General features: G+C 42.4%; 11 protein-coding genes. 10 read left to right on the top strand and 1 reads right to left on the bottom strand.

Annotation, left to right across the window (positions count from 1 at the left end; all coding sequences use genetic code 11):
• Positions 1–37 precede the first annotated feature (37 nt).
• The 4 genes from pabB to ACVBD2_RS08175 all read left to right on the top strand — a co-directional run bounded on the left by pabB (position 38) and on the right by ACVBD2_RS08175 (position 5466).
• Positions 38–1753, top strand: coding sequence for an aminodeoxychorismate synthase component I (pabB, locus tag ACVBD2_RS08190; RefSeq protein WP_461685580.1), 1716 nt, complete (start codon positions 38–40; stop codon positions 1751–1753).
• A 118-nt stretch (positions 1754–1871) separates the two neighbouring features.
• A complete protein-coding gene (locus tag ACVBD2_RS08185; RefSeq protein ID WP_131200753.1) occupies positions 1872–3443 on the top strand; it encodes an Ltp family lipoprotein in 1572 nt (523 codons plus the stop codon).
• Between the two features lie 126 nt (positions 3444–3569).
• Positions 3570–4529, top strand: coding sequence for an ROK family glucokinase (locus ACVBD2_RS08180; protein WP_000078548.1), 960 nt, complete (start codon positions 3570–3572; stop codon positions 4527–4529).
• A gap of 97 nt (positions 4530–4626) precedes the next feature.
• The gene (locus ACVBD2_RS08175; RefSeq protein ID WP_132972423.1) at positions 4627–5466 is read left to right on the top strand and encodes a thymidylate synthase; all 840 of its coding nucleotides are present in this window, start codon (positions 4627–4629) and stop codon (positions 5464–5466) included.
• A gap of 42 nt (positions 5467–5508) precedes the next feature.
• On the opposite strand, the gene ACVBD2_RS08170 is transcribed toward ACVBD2_RS08175, so the two are convergent.
• Positions 5509–5679 carry a DUF3042 family protein gene (locus ACVBD2_RS08170; protein ID WP_001051782.1) on the bottom strand — a complete coding sequence of 57 codons (171 nt, stop codon included), beginning with the start codon at positions 5677–5679 and terminating at the stop codon, positions 5509–5511.
• A 120-nt stretch (positions 5680–5799) separates the two neighbouring features.
• Here ACVBD2_RS08170 and miaA point away from each other — a divergent pair, with 120 nt between their 5' ends.
• From miaA to bgaA, 6 genes are all read left to right on the top strand, one after another.
• Positions 5800–6684 (top strand): tRNA (adenosine(37)-N6)-dimethylallyltransferase MiaA, encoded by an 885-nt coding sequence (gene miaA, locus ACVBD2_RS08165; RefSeq protein WP_461685579.1) that lies wholly within the window; start codon positions 5800–5802, stop codon positions 6682–6684.
• Entirely contained in the window at positions 6677–7915 is a 1239-nt protein-coding gene (gene hflX / locus ACVBD2_RS08160; protein WP_461685578.1) for a GTPase HflX, read from the top strand. Before miaA ends, hflX begins: the two co-directional genes overlap by 8 nt.
• Complete coding sequence (locus tag ACVBD2_RS08155) at positions 7908–8531, top strand: cystathionine beta-lyase (protein ID WP_125454082.1); 624 nt, start codon at positions 7908–7910, stop codon at positions 8529–8531. The genes hflX and ACVBD2_RS08155 overlap by 8 nt, the downstream gene beginning before the upstream one ends.
• 14 nt (positions 8532–8545) lie before the next feature.
• Complete coding sequence (rnz, locus tag ACVBD2_RS08150; protein ID WP_125450562.1) at positions 8546–9475, top strand: ribonuclease Z; 930 nt, start codon at positions 8546–8548, stop codon at positions 9473–9475.
• Between the two features lie 21 nt (positions 9476–9496).
• On the top strand, positions 9497–10252 hold the full coding sequence (locus ACVBD2_RS08145) for an SDR family NAD(P)-dependent oxidoreductase (protein ID WP_125450561.1): 756 nt from the start codon (positions 9497–9499) through the stop codon (positions 10250–10252).
• A gap of 248 nt (positions 10253–10500) precedes the next feature.
• On the top strand, positions 10501–17742 hold the full coding sequence (bgaA, locus tag ACVBD2_RS08140) for an LPXTG-anchored adhesin/beta-galactosidase BgaA (protein ID WP_461685577.1): 7242 nt from the start codon (positions 10501–10503) through the stop codon (positions 17740–17742).
• Positions 17743–18316: the final 574 nt, after the last annotated feature.

Genomic DNA, 18316 nt, shown 5'->3' with positions numbered 1-18316 from the left:
TTAAGCTGCATCTGCCTTTTTGTGCTATACTTAAGATATGCATAGAAAAACAGTGATTGATTTTAGGGCTTTGGGGGAGAGATACACCTTTACCCAGCCGATCAAAGAGTTAAAAACGAGAGATTTAGCAGAAGTGGCGGACTTGCTGGCACAAGTGGAACGCTACCAAGAGCAAGGCTATTATGTCGTGGGCTATGTCAGTTACGAGGCTGCACCTGCATTTGAGGAGAAATTAGCAGTTCACAAGGCTCCTCTACTGGGCGAGTACTTGCTTTACTTTACCGTTCATGATGGGGTAGAAACATCGCCTATTCCTCTGACTTATGAGGAAGTAGATCTGCCTTCAAATTGGCAGGAAGTAACGTCAGCAGAGGACTATGAAAAGGCTATTGCCCTGATTCACCATCATTTGCGGCAGGGTGACACCTATCAGGTCAACTACACTGTCCAACTCAAGCAAGACTTAAGTGCTAATCCTTTTGACATTTACAATCGCATGGTGGTAGAACAGGAGGCGGGCTACAATGCCTATATTGAACACGATGAGATGGCAGTGATTTCCATGAGTCCAGAGCTCTTTTTTGAGCAAAATGACCGGGAATTAACGACTCGCCCGATGAAGGGAACAACCCAGCGGGGAGTGACTGACGATGAAGATTTGAAAGAGGCAGCTTGGTTGGAGCAAGATCCTAAAAATTGCTCTGAAAATATGATGATTGTGGATCTCTTGCGCAATGACATGAATCGTATTTCTGAAGTGGGCAGTGAGCGTGTAGAACGTCTTTGTCAAGTGGAGCAGTATTCAACCGTTTGGCAGATGACTTCGACCATCAAGAGTCAGTTGCGAGAGGATGTGGACTTGGTTGCTATTTTTCGTTCTCTCTTTCCTTGTGGTTCCATAACAGGAGCGCCCAAAATTGCGACCATGGAAATCATCAAGGACTTGGAGCCACACCCCAGAGGAGTTTACTGCGGAACGATTGGTATCTTGCTTCCAAATGGGCGACGAATTTTCAATGTCGCTATTCGGACTATCCAACTGCATCAAGGGAAAGCCATCTATGGAGTTGGCGGAGGGATTACTTGGGATAGTACTTGGGAATCTGAATACCGAGAGGTTCATCAAAAGGCGGCTGTACTCTATCGTAAACAAGCTCGTTTCCAACTGATTTCAACTGGTAAAATCAGCCAAAAACAACTGCTGTTTGAAGATCAACATCTGGAAAGACTGACAAAGGCGAGTAGGTATTTTGCCTATCCTTTTGATCCGGAAGACCTGAGACAAAGGATAGAGGAAGAGTGCCAAGCTTGCGATTCCCACCAAGACTATCGTTTGCGAATTACTCTTAACAAGTCTGGAGAGCTGGAACTCAGTCGCCAAGTATTAACCCCCCTTAGTCCGACCTTCTGCAAAGCCAAACTTTGTCTGCAAGAAGCAGATTTGAATCAATCCTTTACCTACTTTAAAACAACTCATAGACCGCATTTGAGCCTAGGGGAGCAAGAGAAGATTTACCACAATAAGTCAGGAGAACTGCTTGAGACCTCCATTGGAAATCTGGTTCTGAAAATTGCCGGAAAATTCTATACACCGCCTATCAGACTAGGAATTTTGCCAGGAATCTACCGCCAGCATTTGCTAGAAACAGGACAGGTAGAGGAAAAAGTCTTGACTTTGGCAGACTTGAACCAAGCGGAAACTATCTATGGTTGTAATGCGGTCAGAGGCTTATATGAGTTGGAAGTGATATAACTATGGATTTTTCAATTAAGTTTTAGATTTATTTCTGAATATTTAATATTTGATTTGAAAGTAAAATAAAGTATATGGTATACTATAGGTATAAATCATTAAGATAATGGAGATTTTTATGAAAAAATCAAAAAAAATTTTAGTAACCAGCTTAGCAACTGCAACACTGGGACTCATTTCACTTACAGATACAACTGGAGCCTTTCCTTTTTCTGCTCAGCATGTTTCTGCTCAAGAAAAGGATGTATCTAAAAATGGTAAGGTTGTAAAAGAGAATACAACTTCGGCGCCAAATCAAGCTGAGAAATCGAAAACACCAGCGCAAAAGCCTGCTGAGAAATCGAAAACACCAGCGCAAAAGCCTGCTGAGAAACCAAAAACACCAGCGCAAAACCCTGCTGAGAAACCAAAAACACCAGCGCCGAAACCCGCTGAGAAACCGAAAACACCAGCACAAAATCCTGCTGAGAAACCGAAAACATCAGCACAAAAATCTCCTGAGCAGGCAAAAAATATAACTCCTAAAGAGGATAAGTCCAAATCTACAGCTCAGTCTGGTTGGGTAGGCTCATCATACTATCAAAATGGTACTAAAGTTACTAATAAGTGGATTTTTGATAAAAAAGCTAATTCTTATTTCTATCTAAATGCATCGGGAAATTATGTCCAAAATGCCTGGGTCGGCAATTACTATCTTAAATCAGATGGTAAAATGGCTAAGAACGAATGGATTTATGATAAAAAATACTCTGCACATTATTATTTAACAGGAGAAGGTAGCTACGCTCGTAATACATGGGTAGGTAATTACTATCTCAAATCAGACGGGAAGAGAGCTAAAAATGAATGGATTTATGATACGAAATCGAGTTCATATTTTTATCTAACATCAGAAGGAAGTTCTGCTCGTAACACTTGGGAAGGCAATTACTATCTTAAATCAGATGGTAAAATGGCTAAGAGTGAATGGATTTATGATAAAAACTATGGATCCTATTATTATCTAACAACAGAAGGTAGCTACGCTCGAAACACATGGGTCGGCAATTATTATCTTAAATCAGATGGTAAGATGGCTAAAGCAGAGTGGATTTACGACAAAAACTATGGATCCTATTATTATCTAACCGCAGAAGGTAGCTACGTACGTAACAAATGGGTAGGTAATTACTATCTAAAATCAAACGGTAAGATGGCTAAGAATGAATGGATTTATGACACAAATTCCCTCTCTTACTATTATCTAACAGCAGAAGGTAGCTATGCTCGTAACAAATGGGAAGGCAATTATTATCTCAAATCAGATGGTAGGATGGCTAAAAGTCAGTGGGTAGATGGTGGCCGTTATTATGTTGATCCGAATGGTCTATGGCTACCAAAGTCAACAGATGGGAATCCATACTCAGCAGCTTTAAATGAAGCAAAAAGTTATAATAGGAATCATTATTCAAAAAAAAGAATTTATAAGTTATTAATTCTTTTTGGGTTTAATAGTGATGTTGCACAATACACTATCGATCATTTGTATGCAGATTATAAGGCAAATGCCTTAGCTAGAGCAAGGGATTATCGTAAATATACTAACCTCTCAAAAACAGAAATTCATGAGAGACTACTCTCATCCTCATATTTTACTGGTGAATTTACTGAAGAAGAAGCAAGATATGCCATTCAACATCTTGATGATTAATCATTTTGATTAGTGAACAATTTTGAAATATTTAATGTTGACTTTGTAGTACGCAAACCTTTGCACAAAACAGATGATTTTGTTATACTATATCTGTAAGCATTTTCAATTAAAAAGGAGAAGACGATGAGTCAAAAGATTATTGGGATTGACCTTGGTGGAACATCTATCAAGTTTGCAATTTTAACTCAAGAGGGAGAAATCCAAGAAAAATGGTCTATCAAGACTAATATTTTGGATGAAGGAAGCCATATTGTAGATGATATGATTGAGTCTATTCAGCATCGTTTGGACTTGCTTGGATTGTCAGCTACAGACTTCCGAGGCATTGGGATGGGATCACCTGGTGTGGTTGACCGTGAAAAAGGGACTGTTATCGGTGCCTACAACCTAAACTGGAAAACCCTTCAACCGATTAAAGAAAAGATTGAAAAAGCCTTGGGTATTCCATTCTTCATCGACAATGATGCCAACGTAGCTGCTCTTGGTGAGCGCTGGATGGGTGCTGGTGACAACCAACCGGACGTTGTCTTTATGACACTTGGTACCGGTGTTGGTGGCGGTATCGTTGCAGAAGGGAAACTGCTTCACGGTGTGGCTGGTGCAGCAGGTGAGCTTGGCCACATCACTGTTGACTTTGACCAACCAATCGCATGTACTTGCGGTAAGAAAGGTTGTCTTGAGACAGTTGCTTCTGCAACAGGGATTGTCAACTTGACTCGTCGTTATGCAGATGAATACGAAGGCGATGCTGCCTTGAAACGCTTGATTGATGACGGTGAAGAAGTAACTGCTAAAACTGTTTTTGACTTGGCTAAAGAAGGGGACGACCTTGCCTTGATCGTTTACCGTAACTTCTCACGTTACTTGGGAATTGCTTGTGCTAATATCGGCTCCATCCTCAACCCTTCAACAATCGTTATCGGTGGTGGGGTGTCAGCTGCGGGAGAATTCCTTCTTCAAGGCGTTCAAAAGGTTTATGACGAAAACACCTTCCCACAAGTACGCACATCCACAAAATTGGCTCTTGCAACTCTAGGAAATGACGCTGGAGTTATCGGAGCAGCATCACTTGTATTGCAATAAGATAATAAAAAGGGGAAAATACTACTTTAAAGCCAGTGATTTTCCTCCTTTCTTTTTTTATGCTATACTAGTTAGGAAATAAATGAGGTGAGAGTAAATGACAAAAGCAGATACGATTTTTAAAGAAAATATAGAACGAATTCTTAAGGAAGGTGTCTTTTCTGAGCAGGCACGTCCTAAGTATAAGGATGGGACAGTTGCCAATTCTAAGTACGTAACGGGTGCCTTTGCGGAGTATGATTTGGCCAAAGGGGAATTTCCCATCACAACCTTGCGTCCCATTGCAATCAAATCTGCCATCAAGGAAGTACTCTGGATTTACCAGGATCAGTCGAATAGCCTAGAAGTGCTGAATAGCAAGTACAATGTTCACTACTGGAATGACTGGGAAGTGGGAGATACGGGAACCATTGGTGAACGCTACGGTGCGGTCGTTAAGAAACACGATATCATTAATAAGATTCTCAAGCAGTTGGAAGCCAATCCCTGGAACCGTCGCAATATCATCTCACTCTGGGATTACCAAGCATTTGAGGAGACAGACGGCCTCCTTCCATGCGCCTTTCAGACCATGTTTGATGTCCGTCGCGTTGATGGGGAAATCTATCTAGATGCGACCTTGACTCAGCGTTCTAATGATATGTTGGTGGCCCACCACATTAACGCTATGCAGTACGTAGCTCTTCAGATGATGATTGCCAAGCATTTCGGTTGGAAGGTTGGGAAGTTTTTCTATTTTATCAACAACCTTCATATCTATGATAATCAGTTTGAACAAGCAGAGGAATTGCTCCGCCGTGAGCCGTCAAACTGCCAACCTCGTTTGGTCTTGAATGTGCCAGATAAGACTAATTTCTTTGATATCAAAGCCGAAGACTTTGAGTTGGTCGACTATGATCCAGTCAAGCCGCAACTGAGGTTTGATTTGGCTATTTAAAAAAATAAAAAGAAGTTGAGAAATCTCAACTTCTTTTGTTGCTTAATGTGATACGCGGCGGCGAGCTGCTTTTTTGCGGTTTTCTTCGATGAAAGCTGCTTTTTGCTCTTCTGGCTCAATCACTTTCTTTTTAATTGCGTATACTGCACCTGCAACGGCAGCGACAGTGCCTGCGACACCTGTTACAAGACCTTTAGCGAATCCTTTAGCCATGAGTCTTCCTCCTTTATCTTCCCGAACAGTCAGGCTCCTCAAGAGGTAGCATTTTTCTGACTGACCTTTTTGTGATATAATAATAGTAACGAAAAAATGGGAATTTTTCAAGGAAAAAAGATGAAAACAAAAATAATTGTGATTGTTGGACCGACTGCTGTTGGAAAGACAGCCCTTGCTATTGAAGTGGCCAAGCGCTTTGGTGGAGAGGTGGTCAGTGGCGACAGTCAGCAAGTATACAGAGGGTTGGATATTGGGACGGCCAAGGCTAGCCCAGAGGAGCAAGCTGCTGTTCCTCATCATTTGATTGATGTCAGAGAGGTGACCGAGTCTTACTCGGCTTTTGATTTTGTTTCAGAAGCTAAGAAGGCTATTGAGGATATTCAAAGCCGTGGTAAGCTAGTGATTATCGCGGGTGGTACAGGGCTTTATATCCAGAGCTTGTTGGAAGGCTATCATCTAGGTGGGGAAACACCTCATGAGGATATTTTAGCCTATCGAGCTAGTTTGGATGCTTTTACAAATGATGAATTAGCCCATCTTGTGGAGCAAGTAGGCCTTGAAATTCCCCAGTTTAACCGTCGTCGTGCTATGCGCGCCTTGGAAATTGCTCATTTTGGTCAGGATTTGGAAAATCAGGAAAGTCCTTATGAACCATTGATTATCTGCTTGGATGATGAACGCAGTCAGCTTTATGACCGTATCAACCACCGAGTGGATCTGATGTTTGAGGCTGGTCTTTTGGATGAGGCCAAGTGGCTCTTTGATCATTACCCGGATGTGCAGGCTGCTAAAGGCATTGGCTACAAGGAACTCTTTCCTTATTTCCGTGGGGAGCAAACTCTTGAAGAAGCGAGCGATAGTCTCAAGCGGGCGACGCGTCGTTTTGCCAAGCGTCAGCTGACCTGGTTCCGTAATCGCATGCAGGTCACCTTTTATCAGATAGGAGAGCCTGGCGTGCAGGACCGCATTTTAAGCCAGATAGAGGAGTTTTTAGATGATTGAAACGGAGAAAAAAGAGGAACGCGTCCTACTCATTGGTGTGGAATTGCAGGGCATGGACAATTTTGACCTCTCTATGGAAGAATTGGCTAGTCTGGCTAAGACAGCTGGGGCAGTCGTTGTAGATAGCTACAGGCAAAAACGGGAAAAGTATGACTCCAAGACTTTCGTCGGTTCTGGTAAGTTGGAAGAGATTGCGCGAATGGTGGATGCAGAAGAAATTACCACTGTCATTGTCAACAACCGTCTGACACCACGGCAAAATGTCAATTTAGAGGAAGTTCTGGGTGTTAAAGTTATTGACCGTATGCAGTTGATTCTGGATATCTTTGCCATGCGGGCTCGAAGCCATGAAGGGAAGCTCCAAGTTCATCTTGCTCAGCTCAAGTATCTCTTGCCTCGCTTGGTTGGTCAGGGGATTATGCTCAGCCGTCAGGCTGGTGGAATTGGTTCCCGTGGACCTGGTGAAAGTCAGCTGGAATTGAACCGTCGAAGTGTTCGCAATCAAATCACAGATATCGAGCGCCAGCTCAAAGTGGTTGAGAAAAATCGGGCGACAGTCAGAGAAAAACGTTTGGAGTCAGGCACCTTTAAGATTGGTCTGATTGGTTACACCAATGCTGGGAAATCGACCATTATGAACACCTTGACCAGCAAGACCCAGTATGAAGCAGACGAGCTGTTTGCGACTCTGGATGCGACAACAAAGAGCATCCATCTTGGTGGGAATCTACAGGTAACCTTGACTGATACCGTTGGATTTATCCAAGACCTACCGACTGAATTGGTGTCCAGTTTTAAGTCAACCTTGGAAGAAAGCAAGCATGTTGACCTTCTAGTTCATGTCATTGATGCCAGCAATACTTATCACGAGGAACATGAAAAAACGGTTCTGTCTATTATGAAAGACTTGGGTATGGAGGATATTCCTCGCTTGACCCTTTATAATAAAGCGGATTTGGTGGAGGATTTCACGCCTACCCAAACGCCTTATGCCCTCATTTCTGCCAAGTCTGAGGATAGTCGTGAAAACTTGCAAGCATTATTGCTAGATAAGATTAAGGAAATTTTTGAAGCATTTACTCTGCGCGTGCCCTTTTCTAAGTCTTACAAGATTCATGATTTGGAAAGTGTAGCGATTATTGAAGAACGTGATTATCAAGAGGATGGAGAAGTGATCACAGGCTACATTTCGGAGAAAAATAAATGGAGGTTAGAAGAATTTTATGACTGATATTAAAACCTTGGCTCTAAAATATGGGGGCTATACGAGTCTAGACAAGGTCTATCTGGATCAGCTTCTAGCTGGTAAAACAGAGCAGGAGCAATTGGCACTTATTACTCCTCCTCCGAGTGTAGTCAATGCTTACTTTGCTGAACTCTACCAGAAAAAGAGTCCTGAAGCTGCGACGGATTATTTTGCAGAACTCAGTCATGAACTGAACCTCTACAATGCTGAGCCAAGTTTCACCTTTGAAAATAAGCCTTTTATTCGTCTTAATCTATCTGGCAAATCCTTTGGCTTTTGCTATGAGGAAGAAGGTCTTGGTCGGATTTTCTCAGAAGCTGAGGAAGCAATCACTGCTGACTTGCTCTTTGAAATTGCGCAAATTTTCCCCCATCAACTCGTCTTTGAAGAGTCTGGAAAGATTTACATGAAAGCTGTCGGAGATGAAGAAGTTGTTAGTGTAGAAAGTCTCACAGCCTTGACAGACTTGGAAAGTTTAGCAGATGGTCGCACACGTCTCAAAGGTTATAGCCAAGAGGATTTACTACAAGAAGCTGTTTCTTTTTCTGGCAAGCCTTATTTCCGATCGGAAAATCGCACAGCCATGTTATATATTGATTAATTAGAAAGTATCGAATGGATATTCAATTTTTAGGAACAGGGGCTGGTCAGCCCTCTAAAGCCCGCAACGTCTCTAGTCTCGCCCTGAAACTCTTGGACGAGATTAACGAAGTCTGGCTCTTTGACTGTGGAGAAGGAACGCAAAATCGCATTCTGGAAACCACGATTCGACCACGGAAGGTCAGCAAAATCTTTATCACTCACTTGCATGGAGACCACATCTTTGGCTTGCCAGGTTTTCTCTCTAGCCGTGCCTTTCAAGCTAATGAAGAGCAGACAGATTTGGACATCTATGGACCTCAAGGGATCAAGTCATTTGTCTTAACCAGTCTTCGTGTGTCAGGTTCTCGCTTGCCTTACCGCATTCATTTTCATGAGTTTGACCAAGATTCTCTAGGGAAAATCCTTGAGACCGATAAATTCACTGTGTATGCAGAGGAGCTGGACCACACTATTTTCTGCGTTGGTTATCGTGTCATGCAAAAGGACTTAGAAGGAACCTTGGATGCTGAAAAACTTAAGGCTGCTGGTGTTCCGTTTGGCCCGCTTTTTGGAAAAATAAAAAACGGTCAGGACGTTGTTCTCGAAGACGGAACTGCAATCAAGGCAGCAGACTATATCTCAGCACCTCGACCTGGTAAGATTATTACTATTCTGGGTGACACCCGAAAAACCAATGCCAGTGTGCGTCTAGCTGTCAACGCCGATGTCTTGGTTCACGAGTCGACTTATGGCAAGGGAGATGAAAAAATTGCTCGCAATCACGGTCACTCAACCAATATGCAGGCAGCACAAGTAGCAGCAGAAGCCGGTGCCAAGCGCCTCTTGCTCAATCATATCAGCGCCCGCTTCCTCTCAAAAGATATCAGCCAGCTCAAGAAAGATGCGACTACTGTTTTTGAAAATGTCCATGTGGTCAAAGACTTGGAAGAAGTGGAAATCTAGCAGTTATTGAAAGGACGAAGCATGTCTACTATTCTCATTACAGGAGCTAGCGGTGGCCTAGCCCAAGAAATGGTCAAACTCTTGCCAGATGACCAACTCATCTTACTAGGTAGAAACAAGGAAAAACTGTCGGAGCTATATGGAAATCATCCCCATGTAGAATTGATTGAAATCGATATTACTGATGACTCGGTTCTAGAATCTCTGGTAGCTGACCTCTATCTCCGTTATGGTAAAATTGATGTCTTAATCAACAATGCTGGCTATGGAATTTTTGAAGACTTTGATCAGATTTCTAATCAAGACATTAACCAGATGTTTGAGGTCAATACCTTTGCTCTGATGAATCTGTCTCGTCGTCTTGCGGCTCGTATGAAGGAGAGGGGAAAAGGGCATATCATCAATATCGTCAGCATGGCAGGTTTGATAGCGACTAGCAAGTCCAGTCTCTACTCAGCGACAAAGTTTGCAGCGATTGGATTTTCAAACGCTCTGCGCCTCGAACTGATGCCCTATGGTGTCTATCTAACGACGGTCAATCCAGGACCGATTCGTACTGCCTTTTTTGACCAGGCAGACCCAGATGGCAGCTACCTCAAGTCGGTTGACCGTTTTCTCTTAGAACCAGATGCAGTCGCTAGAAAGATTGTCAAAACCATAGGAAAAAACAAACGGGAACTCAATCTCCCAGTTTTGTTGAACCTAGCCCATAAGTTTTATACCCTCTTTCCCAAGCTAGCTGATAAGTTGGCAGGGGGAATCTTTAATTATAAGTAAAAAAGTTCCTTACAAAAGGAACTTTTTTATAATATTTAACTGAGTGTCAAAAATTGTTTGATTTTGTTTTAAAACTACATTCATATTTTTAAAATCCTCTACAAATTTTAGAAAAAACAATCAAAATTATGATTTTTTGTATTTAGAGCATTGAAATTCCCTATATTATTTTATAAAATAAGAGTAAAAGACTATGAAAAAGTAATACGCTTACAATGAAATGGAAGCGGTTACTAAAGGAGGATTTTATGGAAAAAGGCCATTGGAATCGTAAAAGAGTCTACAGCATTCGTAAGTTTGCCGTAGGCGCTTGCTCTGTTATGATTGGAACCTGTGCGGTTCTATTTGGAGGAAGTGTCATTGGAGAATCACCAGTTTTCGCGGATGAAACTCCTATCGCCCACACTGTGGAACAAGCAAAAGAGGAAAGTCCGGCAGTGGAGGAAAAAGAAGATCAAGCCGTAGCAGAGCACAAGGATACTGCAAGTGTCGACCAGAGTCAAGCTGCTCCAATTGAAGCAAGCAAACCAGAGGTGAAAGAAGAGGAACCTGTAGCTCCAAAAGAGGAGAAAGCATCTCTAAAACCTGAAGAAACTGCTCCAAAGGTAGAATCTCAAGTTTCAAGTCAAGAAAAGCCTGTCAAGGAAGATTTGAAAGCTGCGACAAATGAAGAAGTGAATCAAATGATTGAAGATAGAAAAGTGAATTTTAATCAAAATTGGCACTTTAAACTCAATGCGAATCCTAAAGAAGCTGTGAAATCAGATGCCGATGTATCAACATGGCAAAAATTGGACCTTCCACACGACTGGAGTATCTTTAACGATTTTGACCATCAATCACCTGCTCAAAACGAAGGTGGACAGCTAAATGGTGGTGAAGCTTGGTATCGTAAGACCTTTAAACTTGATGAAAAAGACCTCAAGAAGAATGTTCGTTTGACTTTTGACGGTGTCTACATGGATTCTCAAGTCTATGTCAACGGCCAGTTAGTGGGACATTATCCAAATGGTTATAACCAGTTCTCATACGATATCACCAAATACCTTCACAAAGATGGTCGTGAGAATGTGATTGCTGTCCATGCTGTTAACAAACAACCAAGTAGCCGTTGGTACTCAGGAAGTGGTATTTACCGTGATGTGACCTTGCAAGTGACAGATAAGGTTCATGTTGAGAAAAATGGTACAACTATCTTAACTCCGAAACTGGAAGAACAGCAACACGGCAAGGTTGAAACTCATGTGACCAGCAAAATCGTCAATACAGACGATAAAGACCATGAACTTGTGGCAGAGTATCAAATCGTTGAACGTGGTGGTCAGGCTGTAACAGGCGTGGTTCGTACAGCAAGTCGTACCTTGAAAGCACATGAGTCAACAAGCCTAGATGCTATTTTAGAAGTTGAAAAACCAAAACTCTGGACAGTTTTAAATGACAAACCTGCCTTGTATGAATTGATTACGCGTGTATATCGTGATGGTCAATTGGTTGATGCTAAGAAGGATTTGTTTGGTTACCGTTACTATCACTGGACTCCAAATGATGGTTTCTCTTTAAATGGTGAACGCATTAAATTCCATGGCGTTTCCTTGCACCATGACCACGGAGCGCTTGGAGCAGAAGAAAACTATAAAGCAGAATATCGCCGTCTCAAACAAATGAAGGAGATGGGGGTTAACGCCATCCGTACAACTCATAACCCTGCAAGTCCTCAAACCTTGCAAATCGCAGCAGAACTTGGTTTGCTCGTTCAGGAAGAGGCCTTTGATACGTGGTATAATGGCAAGAAACCTTATGACTATGGTCGTTTCTTTGAAAAAGATGCCACTCACCCAGAAGCTAGAAAAGGTGAAAAATGGTCAGACTACGATCTTCGTACTATGGTCGAAAGAGATAAAAATAACCCAGCTGTCTTCATGTGGTCAATCGGTAATGAAATCGGTGAAGCCAACGGTGATGCTCATTCTCTAGCAACTGTAAAACGTTTGGTCAAAGTTATCAAGGATGTTGATAAGACTCGTTACGTTACCATGGGAGCAGATAAGTTTCGCTTTGGTGATGGTAGTGGTGGTCATGAGAAGATTGCCGAAGAACTGGATGCAGTTGGTTTTAACTACTCAGAAGATAACTACAAGAAACTTCGTGCGAAACATCCAAACTGGTTGATTTACGGCTCTGAGACATCTTCAGCAACCCGTACACGTGGAAGTTACTATCGCCCTGAACAGGAATTGAAACATAGTAACGGACCTGAGCGTAACTACGAACAGTCTGACTATGGTAATGACCGTGTTGGTTGGGGTAAAACTGCAACAGATTCATGGACTTTTGACCGCGACAATGCTGGCTATGCTGGACAGTTTATCTGGACAGGTACGGACTATATCGGTGAGCCAACACCATGGCACAACCAAAACCATACACCAGTTAAGAGTTCTTACTTTGGAATCGTAGATACAGCTGGTATTCCAAAACATGACTTCTATCTCTACCAAAGCCAATGGGTTTCTGCCAAGAAGAAACCAATGGTACACCTTCTTCCTCACTGGAACTGGGAAAATAGAGAATTGGCATCGAAAGTTGAAGATTCAGACGGAAAAATCCCAGTTCGAGCATACTCAAACGCTGCAAGCGTAGAATTGTTCTTGAACGGTCAATCTCTCGGAGTTAAGAAGTTCAACAAAAAACAAACTAGTGATGGCCGTACCTACCAAGAAGGTGCCAATGCTAAGGAACTCTATCTTGAGTGGAAGGTTGCTTACCAACCAGGTACTTTGGAAGCTGTAGCTCGCGATGAAGCTGGAAAAGAAATTGCACGTGATAAGATTACCACTGCAGGTCAACCAGCAGGTGTTCGACTCATCAAGGAAGAACATGCAATCGCAGCAGATGGAAAAGACTTGACATACATCTACTACGAAATCGTTGACAGTCAAGGAAATGTAGTACCAACTGCCAATAATCTGGTTCGCTTCCAATTGCATGGACAAGGTCAACTGGTCGGTGTTGATAATGGGGAACAAGCCAGCCGTGAACGCTACAAGGCACAAGCAGATGGTTCTTGGATTCGTAGAGCCTTTAACGGTAAAGGGGTTGCCATTGTCAAATCAACTGAACAAGCAGGTAAATTCACACTAACAGCTCATTCAGATCTCTTGAAATCTGGTCAAGTAACAGTCTTTACTGGTAAGAAAGAAGGACAAGAAAAGACAGTTCTAGGAACAGAGGTACCAAAAGTACGTACTGTTATCGAGAAAGAACCAAAAATGCCGAAGACCGTCGCTTTTGTCTATAGTGATGGCAGTCGTGAAAAACGTCCAGTAACATGGTCTTCTGTTGATGTGAGCCGAGCTGGAGTTGTGACAGTTAAAGGCATGGCAGACGGACGTGAAGTAGAGGCTCGTGTTGAGGTTCTAGCAATTGCGAAAGAACTACCAACAGTTAAACGTGTTGCCCCAGGAACAGATTTGAATGCTGTTGATAAATACGTTTCTATCGCTGTAACAGATGGAAGCGTTCAAGAATACGAAGTGGATAAGTGGGAGATTGCGGAAGCAGATAAAGCCAAACTTTCAGTTGCAGGATCACGTATTCAAATGACTGGCCAACTAGGAGGCGAAACCGTTCATGCTACCCTTGTGGTAGAAGAAGGCAATCCTGCAGCACCTGTAGTGCCAACTGTAACTGTTGGTGGTGAAGCCGTTACAGGCCTCACTAGTCAACATCCAATGCAATACCGCACTCTTGCTTATGGTGCCCAATTGCCAGAAGTCGCAGCAAGTGCTGAAAATGCTGATGTTACAGTCCTTCAAACAAGTGCAGCAAACGGTATGCGTGCAAGCATCTATGTTCAACCAAAAGATGGTGGTCCGCTTCAAACCTATGCAATTCAATTCCTTGAAGAAGCACCAAAAATTGACCATTTGAGCCTACAAGTGGAGAAAGCTGATGCTCTCAAAGAAGACCAAACAGTCAAATTGTCTGTCCTTGCACACTATCAAGACGGAACACAAGCAGTTTTACCAGCAGATAAAGTGACCTTCTCTACAAGCGGTGAAGGGGAAGTCGCAGTTCGTAAAGGAATGCTTGAGCTGCATAAGCCAGGAACAGTCACTCTCAAAGCAGAATATGAGGGGGCTACAGGTCAAATCGATCTTACGATCCAGGCCAATACTGAGAAGAAGGTTGCGCAATCTATCCGTCCAGTAAATGTAGTCACAGATTTGCATCAGGAACCAAGTCTTCCATCAACAGTAACAGTTGAGTATGACAAAGGTTTCCCTAAAGCCCACAAAGTCACTTGGCAAGCCATTCCAAAAGAAAAACTCGACCACTATCAAACCTTTGAAGTTCTAGGTAAAGTTGAAGGTCTTGATCTTGAGGCGCGTGCTAAAGTCTCTGTAGAAGGTATCGTTTCAGTTGAAGAAGTTAGTGTGACAACCCCAATCGCAGAAGCACCACAATTACCAGAAAGCGTTCGTACCTATGATTCAAATGGTCACGTTTCATCAGCTAAGGTTATTTGGGATGCGATTCGTCCAGACCAATACGCCAAGGAAGGTGTCTTTACAGTTAATGGTCGCCTAGAAGCTACGCAATTAACAACTAAACTTCATGTTCGCGTATCTGCTCAAACTGAGAAGGGGGCAAATATTTCTGACCAATGGACCGGTTCAGAATTGCCACTGGCCTTTGCTTCAGACTCAAATCCAACTGATCCTGTTTCAAACGTCAACGATAAATTGATTTCCTTTAATGACCGCCCAGCTAACCGTTGGACAAACTGGAACCGTACTAATCCAGAAGCTTCAGTTGGTGTCCTATTCGGAGATTCAGGTATTTTGAGCAAACGTTCAGTTGATAATCTAAGTGTCGGATTCCACGAAGACCACGGAGTTGGTGTACCGAAGTCTTATGTGATTGAATATTATGTCGGTAAGACCGTTCCAACAGCCCCTAAAAACCCTAGCTTTGTAGGTGAGGAAAACCATGACTTTAACGATCCTGCAAACTGGAAAGAGGTAAGCAATCTCAAAGCACCAGCTCAATTAAAAGCTGGAGAAATGAATCATTTCAGCTTTGATAAAGTTGAGACCTATGCGGTTCGCATTCGTATGGTTCGACTTGATAGCAAGAAAGGAACGTCTATCACAGAAGTACAAATTTTTGCGAAACAAGTTGCGGCAGCTAAACAAGGACAAACAAGAATCCAAGTTGACGGTAAAGACTTAGCAAACTTTAACCCTGATTTGACTGACTACTATCTTGAATCAGTAGATGGAAAAGTTCCTGCAGTAACAGCAAGTGTTAGCAATAATGGTCTCGCCACCGTCGTTCCAAGTGTTCGTGAAGGTGAGCCAGTTCGTGTTATCGCGAAGGCTGAAAATGGTGACATCCTAGGAGAATACCGTCTACACTTTACAAGCAATAAAGACTTGCTCTCTCGTAAACCAGTTGCTGCGGTCAAACAAGCTCGCTTGCTACAAGTAGGGCAACCGCTTGAATTGCCAACTAAGGTTCCTGTTTACTTCACAGGTAAAGACGGTTACGAAACAAAAGACTTGGCAGTTGAATGGGAAGAAGTTCCAGCAGAAAATCTGACAAAAGCAGGTCAATTTACCGTTCGAGGTCGTGTCCTTGGTAGTGATCTTGTTGCTGAGTTCACTGTACGAGTGACAGACAAACTTGGTGAAGCTCTTTCAAATAACCCAGAGTATAATGAAAATAGTAACCGCGCCTTTGCTTCAGCCACTAACGACATTGATAGAAACTCCCATGACCGTGTGGACTATCTCAATGACGGAAATCATTCAGAAAATCGTCGTTGGACAAACTGGTCTCCAACACCATCTTCTAATTCAGAAGTATCAGCAGGTGTGATCTTCCGTGAAAATGGTAAGATTGTAGAACGGACTGTTGCGCAAGCCAAACTTCATTTTTTTGCAGATAGTGGTACAGATGCACCATCTAAACTCGTTTTGGAACGTTATATTGGCCCAGAGTTTGAAGTGCCTACCTACTATTCAAACTATCAAGCCTACGATGCAGCCCATCCATTCAACAATCCAGATAACTGGGAAGCTGTTCCTTATCGTGCGGATAAAGACATTGAAGCTGGTGATGAAATCAACGTAACATTTAAAGCTGTGAAAGCCAAAGCTATGAGATGGCGTATGGAGCGTAAAGCAGACAAGAGCGGTGTTGCGATGATTGAGATGACCTTCCTTGCACCAAGCGAACTGCCTCAAGAAAGCACTGCATCTAAGATTCTAGTAGATGGGAAAGAACTTCCTGATTTCGCTGAAAATCGTCAAGACTATCAAATCACCTATAAAGGTCAACGTCCAAAAGTCTCAGTCGAGGAAAGCAATCAAGTAGCTTCAACAGTTGTTGATAGCAGAGACGATAACCTTCCAGTACTTGTTCGCCTCGTTTCAGAAAGTGGAAAACAAGTTAAGGAATACCGTATCCAGTTGATCAAGGAAAAACCAGTTTCTGAGAAAACAGCCCCTGCTATTCAAGAAGAGAATCCAAGTCTTGAGGTTGTCGAAAAGGAACTTGCCTTCCAAACTGTTGAAAAAGAAGATCCAAGTCTATATGTAGGTGAAAGTCGTGTAGAACAAGAAGGACAAGTTGGTAAGGAACGCATTCTTACATCTGTAAGTCCAGACGGAACTCGTGAAGAGAAACTCCGTGAAGTGCTTCAGACTCCTGTTAACCGGGTTCTTCTCGTTGGAACTAAGCGAGGTACAGCCCAACCACTTGATGGTGTCAGAGATTTAGTTCATCACAAACCAGAACTACGAGTAGAAGAAGAGGAGGTTGATTTCCAAGTTCAAGAACGTAAGACTGACAAACTTTATGTGGGTGAAAGTCGTGTTCTTCAAGAAGGTCAAAAAGGCGTTCGTGTCCACCTAGTAGAAGTCGAAAACGGTAAGCGTACATCGAAAGAAACCTTTGATAAGATAGTTGCGCAAGATCGTATCGTGGAAGTAGGAACTAAGCGAGGTACAGCCCAACCACTTGATGGTGTCAGAGATTTAGTTCATCACAAACCAGAACTACTAGTAGAAGAAGAGAAGGTTGATTTCCAAGTTAAAGAACGTAAGAATGATAAACTTCCAGCAGGGCAAATTCGTGTAATCCAAGAAGGTCAAAAAGGCGTTCGTGTCCACCTAGTAGAAGTCGAAAACGGTAAGCGTACATTGAAAGAAACCTTTGATAAGATAGTCGCTCAAGATCGTATCGTGGAAGTTGGAACTGCTGTAGCGCAAGGAGAACCAAATCCGCAAGTTCCTGTCAAGCCAGATACGCACCAACCGGCTCAAGCGGGAGGACGCTCTCAAGAAGAAAAAGCAACACAAACTGAAAAAGATCACCTTCCAAATACAGGAAGTGAGTCTCAGATGTCAGCTTTAGCAGCGGGCTTGGCTCTCTTGGGCTTAGGTACAGGCCTTGCAGCTACTACTCGCAAAAAAGAAGATTAAGTTTAGTTACAAGCTAAACTGAACAGGAAAAGGCCAGAGTGACGCTCTGGTCTTTTTCGTCTGAGTTGTAATAGTAAACAAATGTTTAGAATAGTCAATCCCATTCCAAATGGATTTTGCCCAAATTTCATAAGGTACCCTTCACGCTTATAAAAAGAGAGGTCGTGTTTGAAAATAATTGATAAATATGCTACAATAGTAGGCACTGGTAATTTTTATAAATGATTTTTTAATGAGAAAAATCGGATAAAATCCATTCAACTTTCGAAGGATCATGATCAGATGAGAAAGCGTAAAATTCCTTACCTTTCAGAGATTTGGTATGGGAATGGTTTTTTTAGATGTTAATCATGGTGACAGAGTTGATATACTTATAAAAATTTTAAGGATTAAGTAAATCCGTTTATGCATTTGATAGTGTTCAAATAGAAGAAATGGAAGAACAGGTGTTCTCACATGAAAATATTCAAGGATAGAAGAGAAGCTCCAAGTAGATTTACACTCATGAGGTGCTCCTATATTTCGTAGGCGAAATAGCATGGTAAGCCAGTTAATCCTATCTTGTTTATCAGTG

The organism is Streptococcus sp. KHUD_018 (assembly GCF_054861215.1).
Note: the sequence above shows the minus strand (reverse complement) of the source record. Positions and strands in the feature narration are given on the sequence as shown.

Bases quoted from the DNA above. Each gene is read 5' to 3' on its own strand.
- pabB (WP_461685580.1), top strand. From the start codon at position 38: ATGCATAGAAAAACAGTGATTGATTTTAGGGCTTTGGGGGAGAGATAC.
- ACVBD2_RS08185 (WP_131200753.1), top strand. From the start codon at position 1,872: ATGAAAAAATCAAAAAAAATTTTAGTAACCAGCTTAGCAACTGCAACA.
- ACVBD2_RS08180 (WP_000078548.1), top strand. From the start codon at position 3,570: ATGAGTCAAAAGATTATTGGGATTGACCTTGGTGGAACATCTATCAAG.
- ACVBD2_RS08175 (WP_132972423.1), top strand. From the start codon at position 4,627: ATGACAAAAGCAGATACGATTTTTAAAGAAAATATAGAACGAATTCTT.
- ACVBD2_RS08170 (WP_001051782.1), bottom strand. From the start codon at position 5,679: ATGGCTAAAGGATTCGCTAAAGGTCTTGTAACAGGTGTCGCAGGCACT.
- miaA (WP_461685579.1), top strand. From the start codon at position 5,800: ATGAAAACAAAAATAATTGTGATTGTTGGACCGACTGCTGTTGGAAAG.
- hflX (WP_461685578.1), top strand. From the start codon at position 6,677: ATGATTGAAACGGAGAAAAAAGAGGAACGCGTCCTACTCATTGGTGTG.
- ACVBD2_RS08155 (WP_125454082.1), top strand. From the start codon at position 7,908: ATGACTGATATTAAAACCTTGGCTCTAAAATATGGGGGCTATACGAGT.
- rnz (WP_125450562.1), top strand. From the start codon at position 8,546: ATGGATATTCAATTTTTAGGAACAGGGGCTGGTCAGCCCTCTAAAGCC.
- ACVBD2_RS08145 (WP_125450561.1), top strand. From the start codon at position 9,497: ATGTCTACTATTCTCATTACAGGAGCTAGCGGTGGCCTAGCCCAAGAA.
- bgaA (WP_461685577.1), top strand. From the start codon at position 10,501: ATGGAAAAAGGCCATTGGAATCGTAAAAGAGTCTACAGCATTCGTAAG.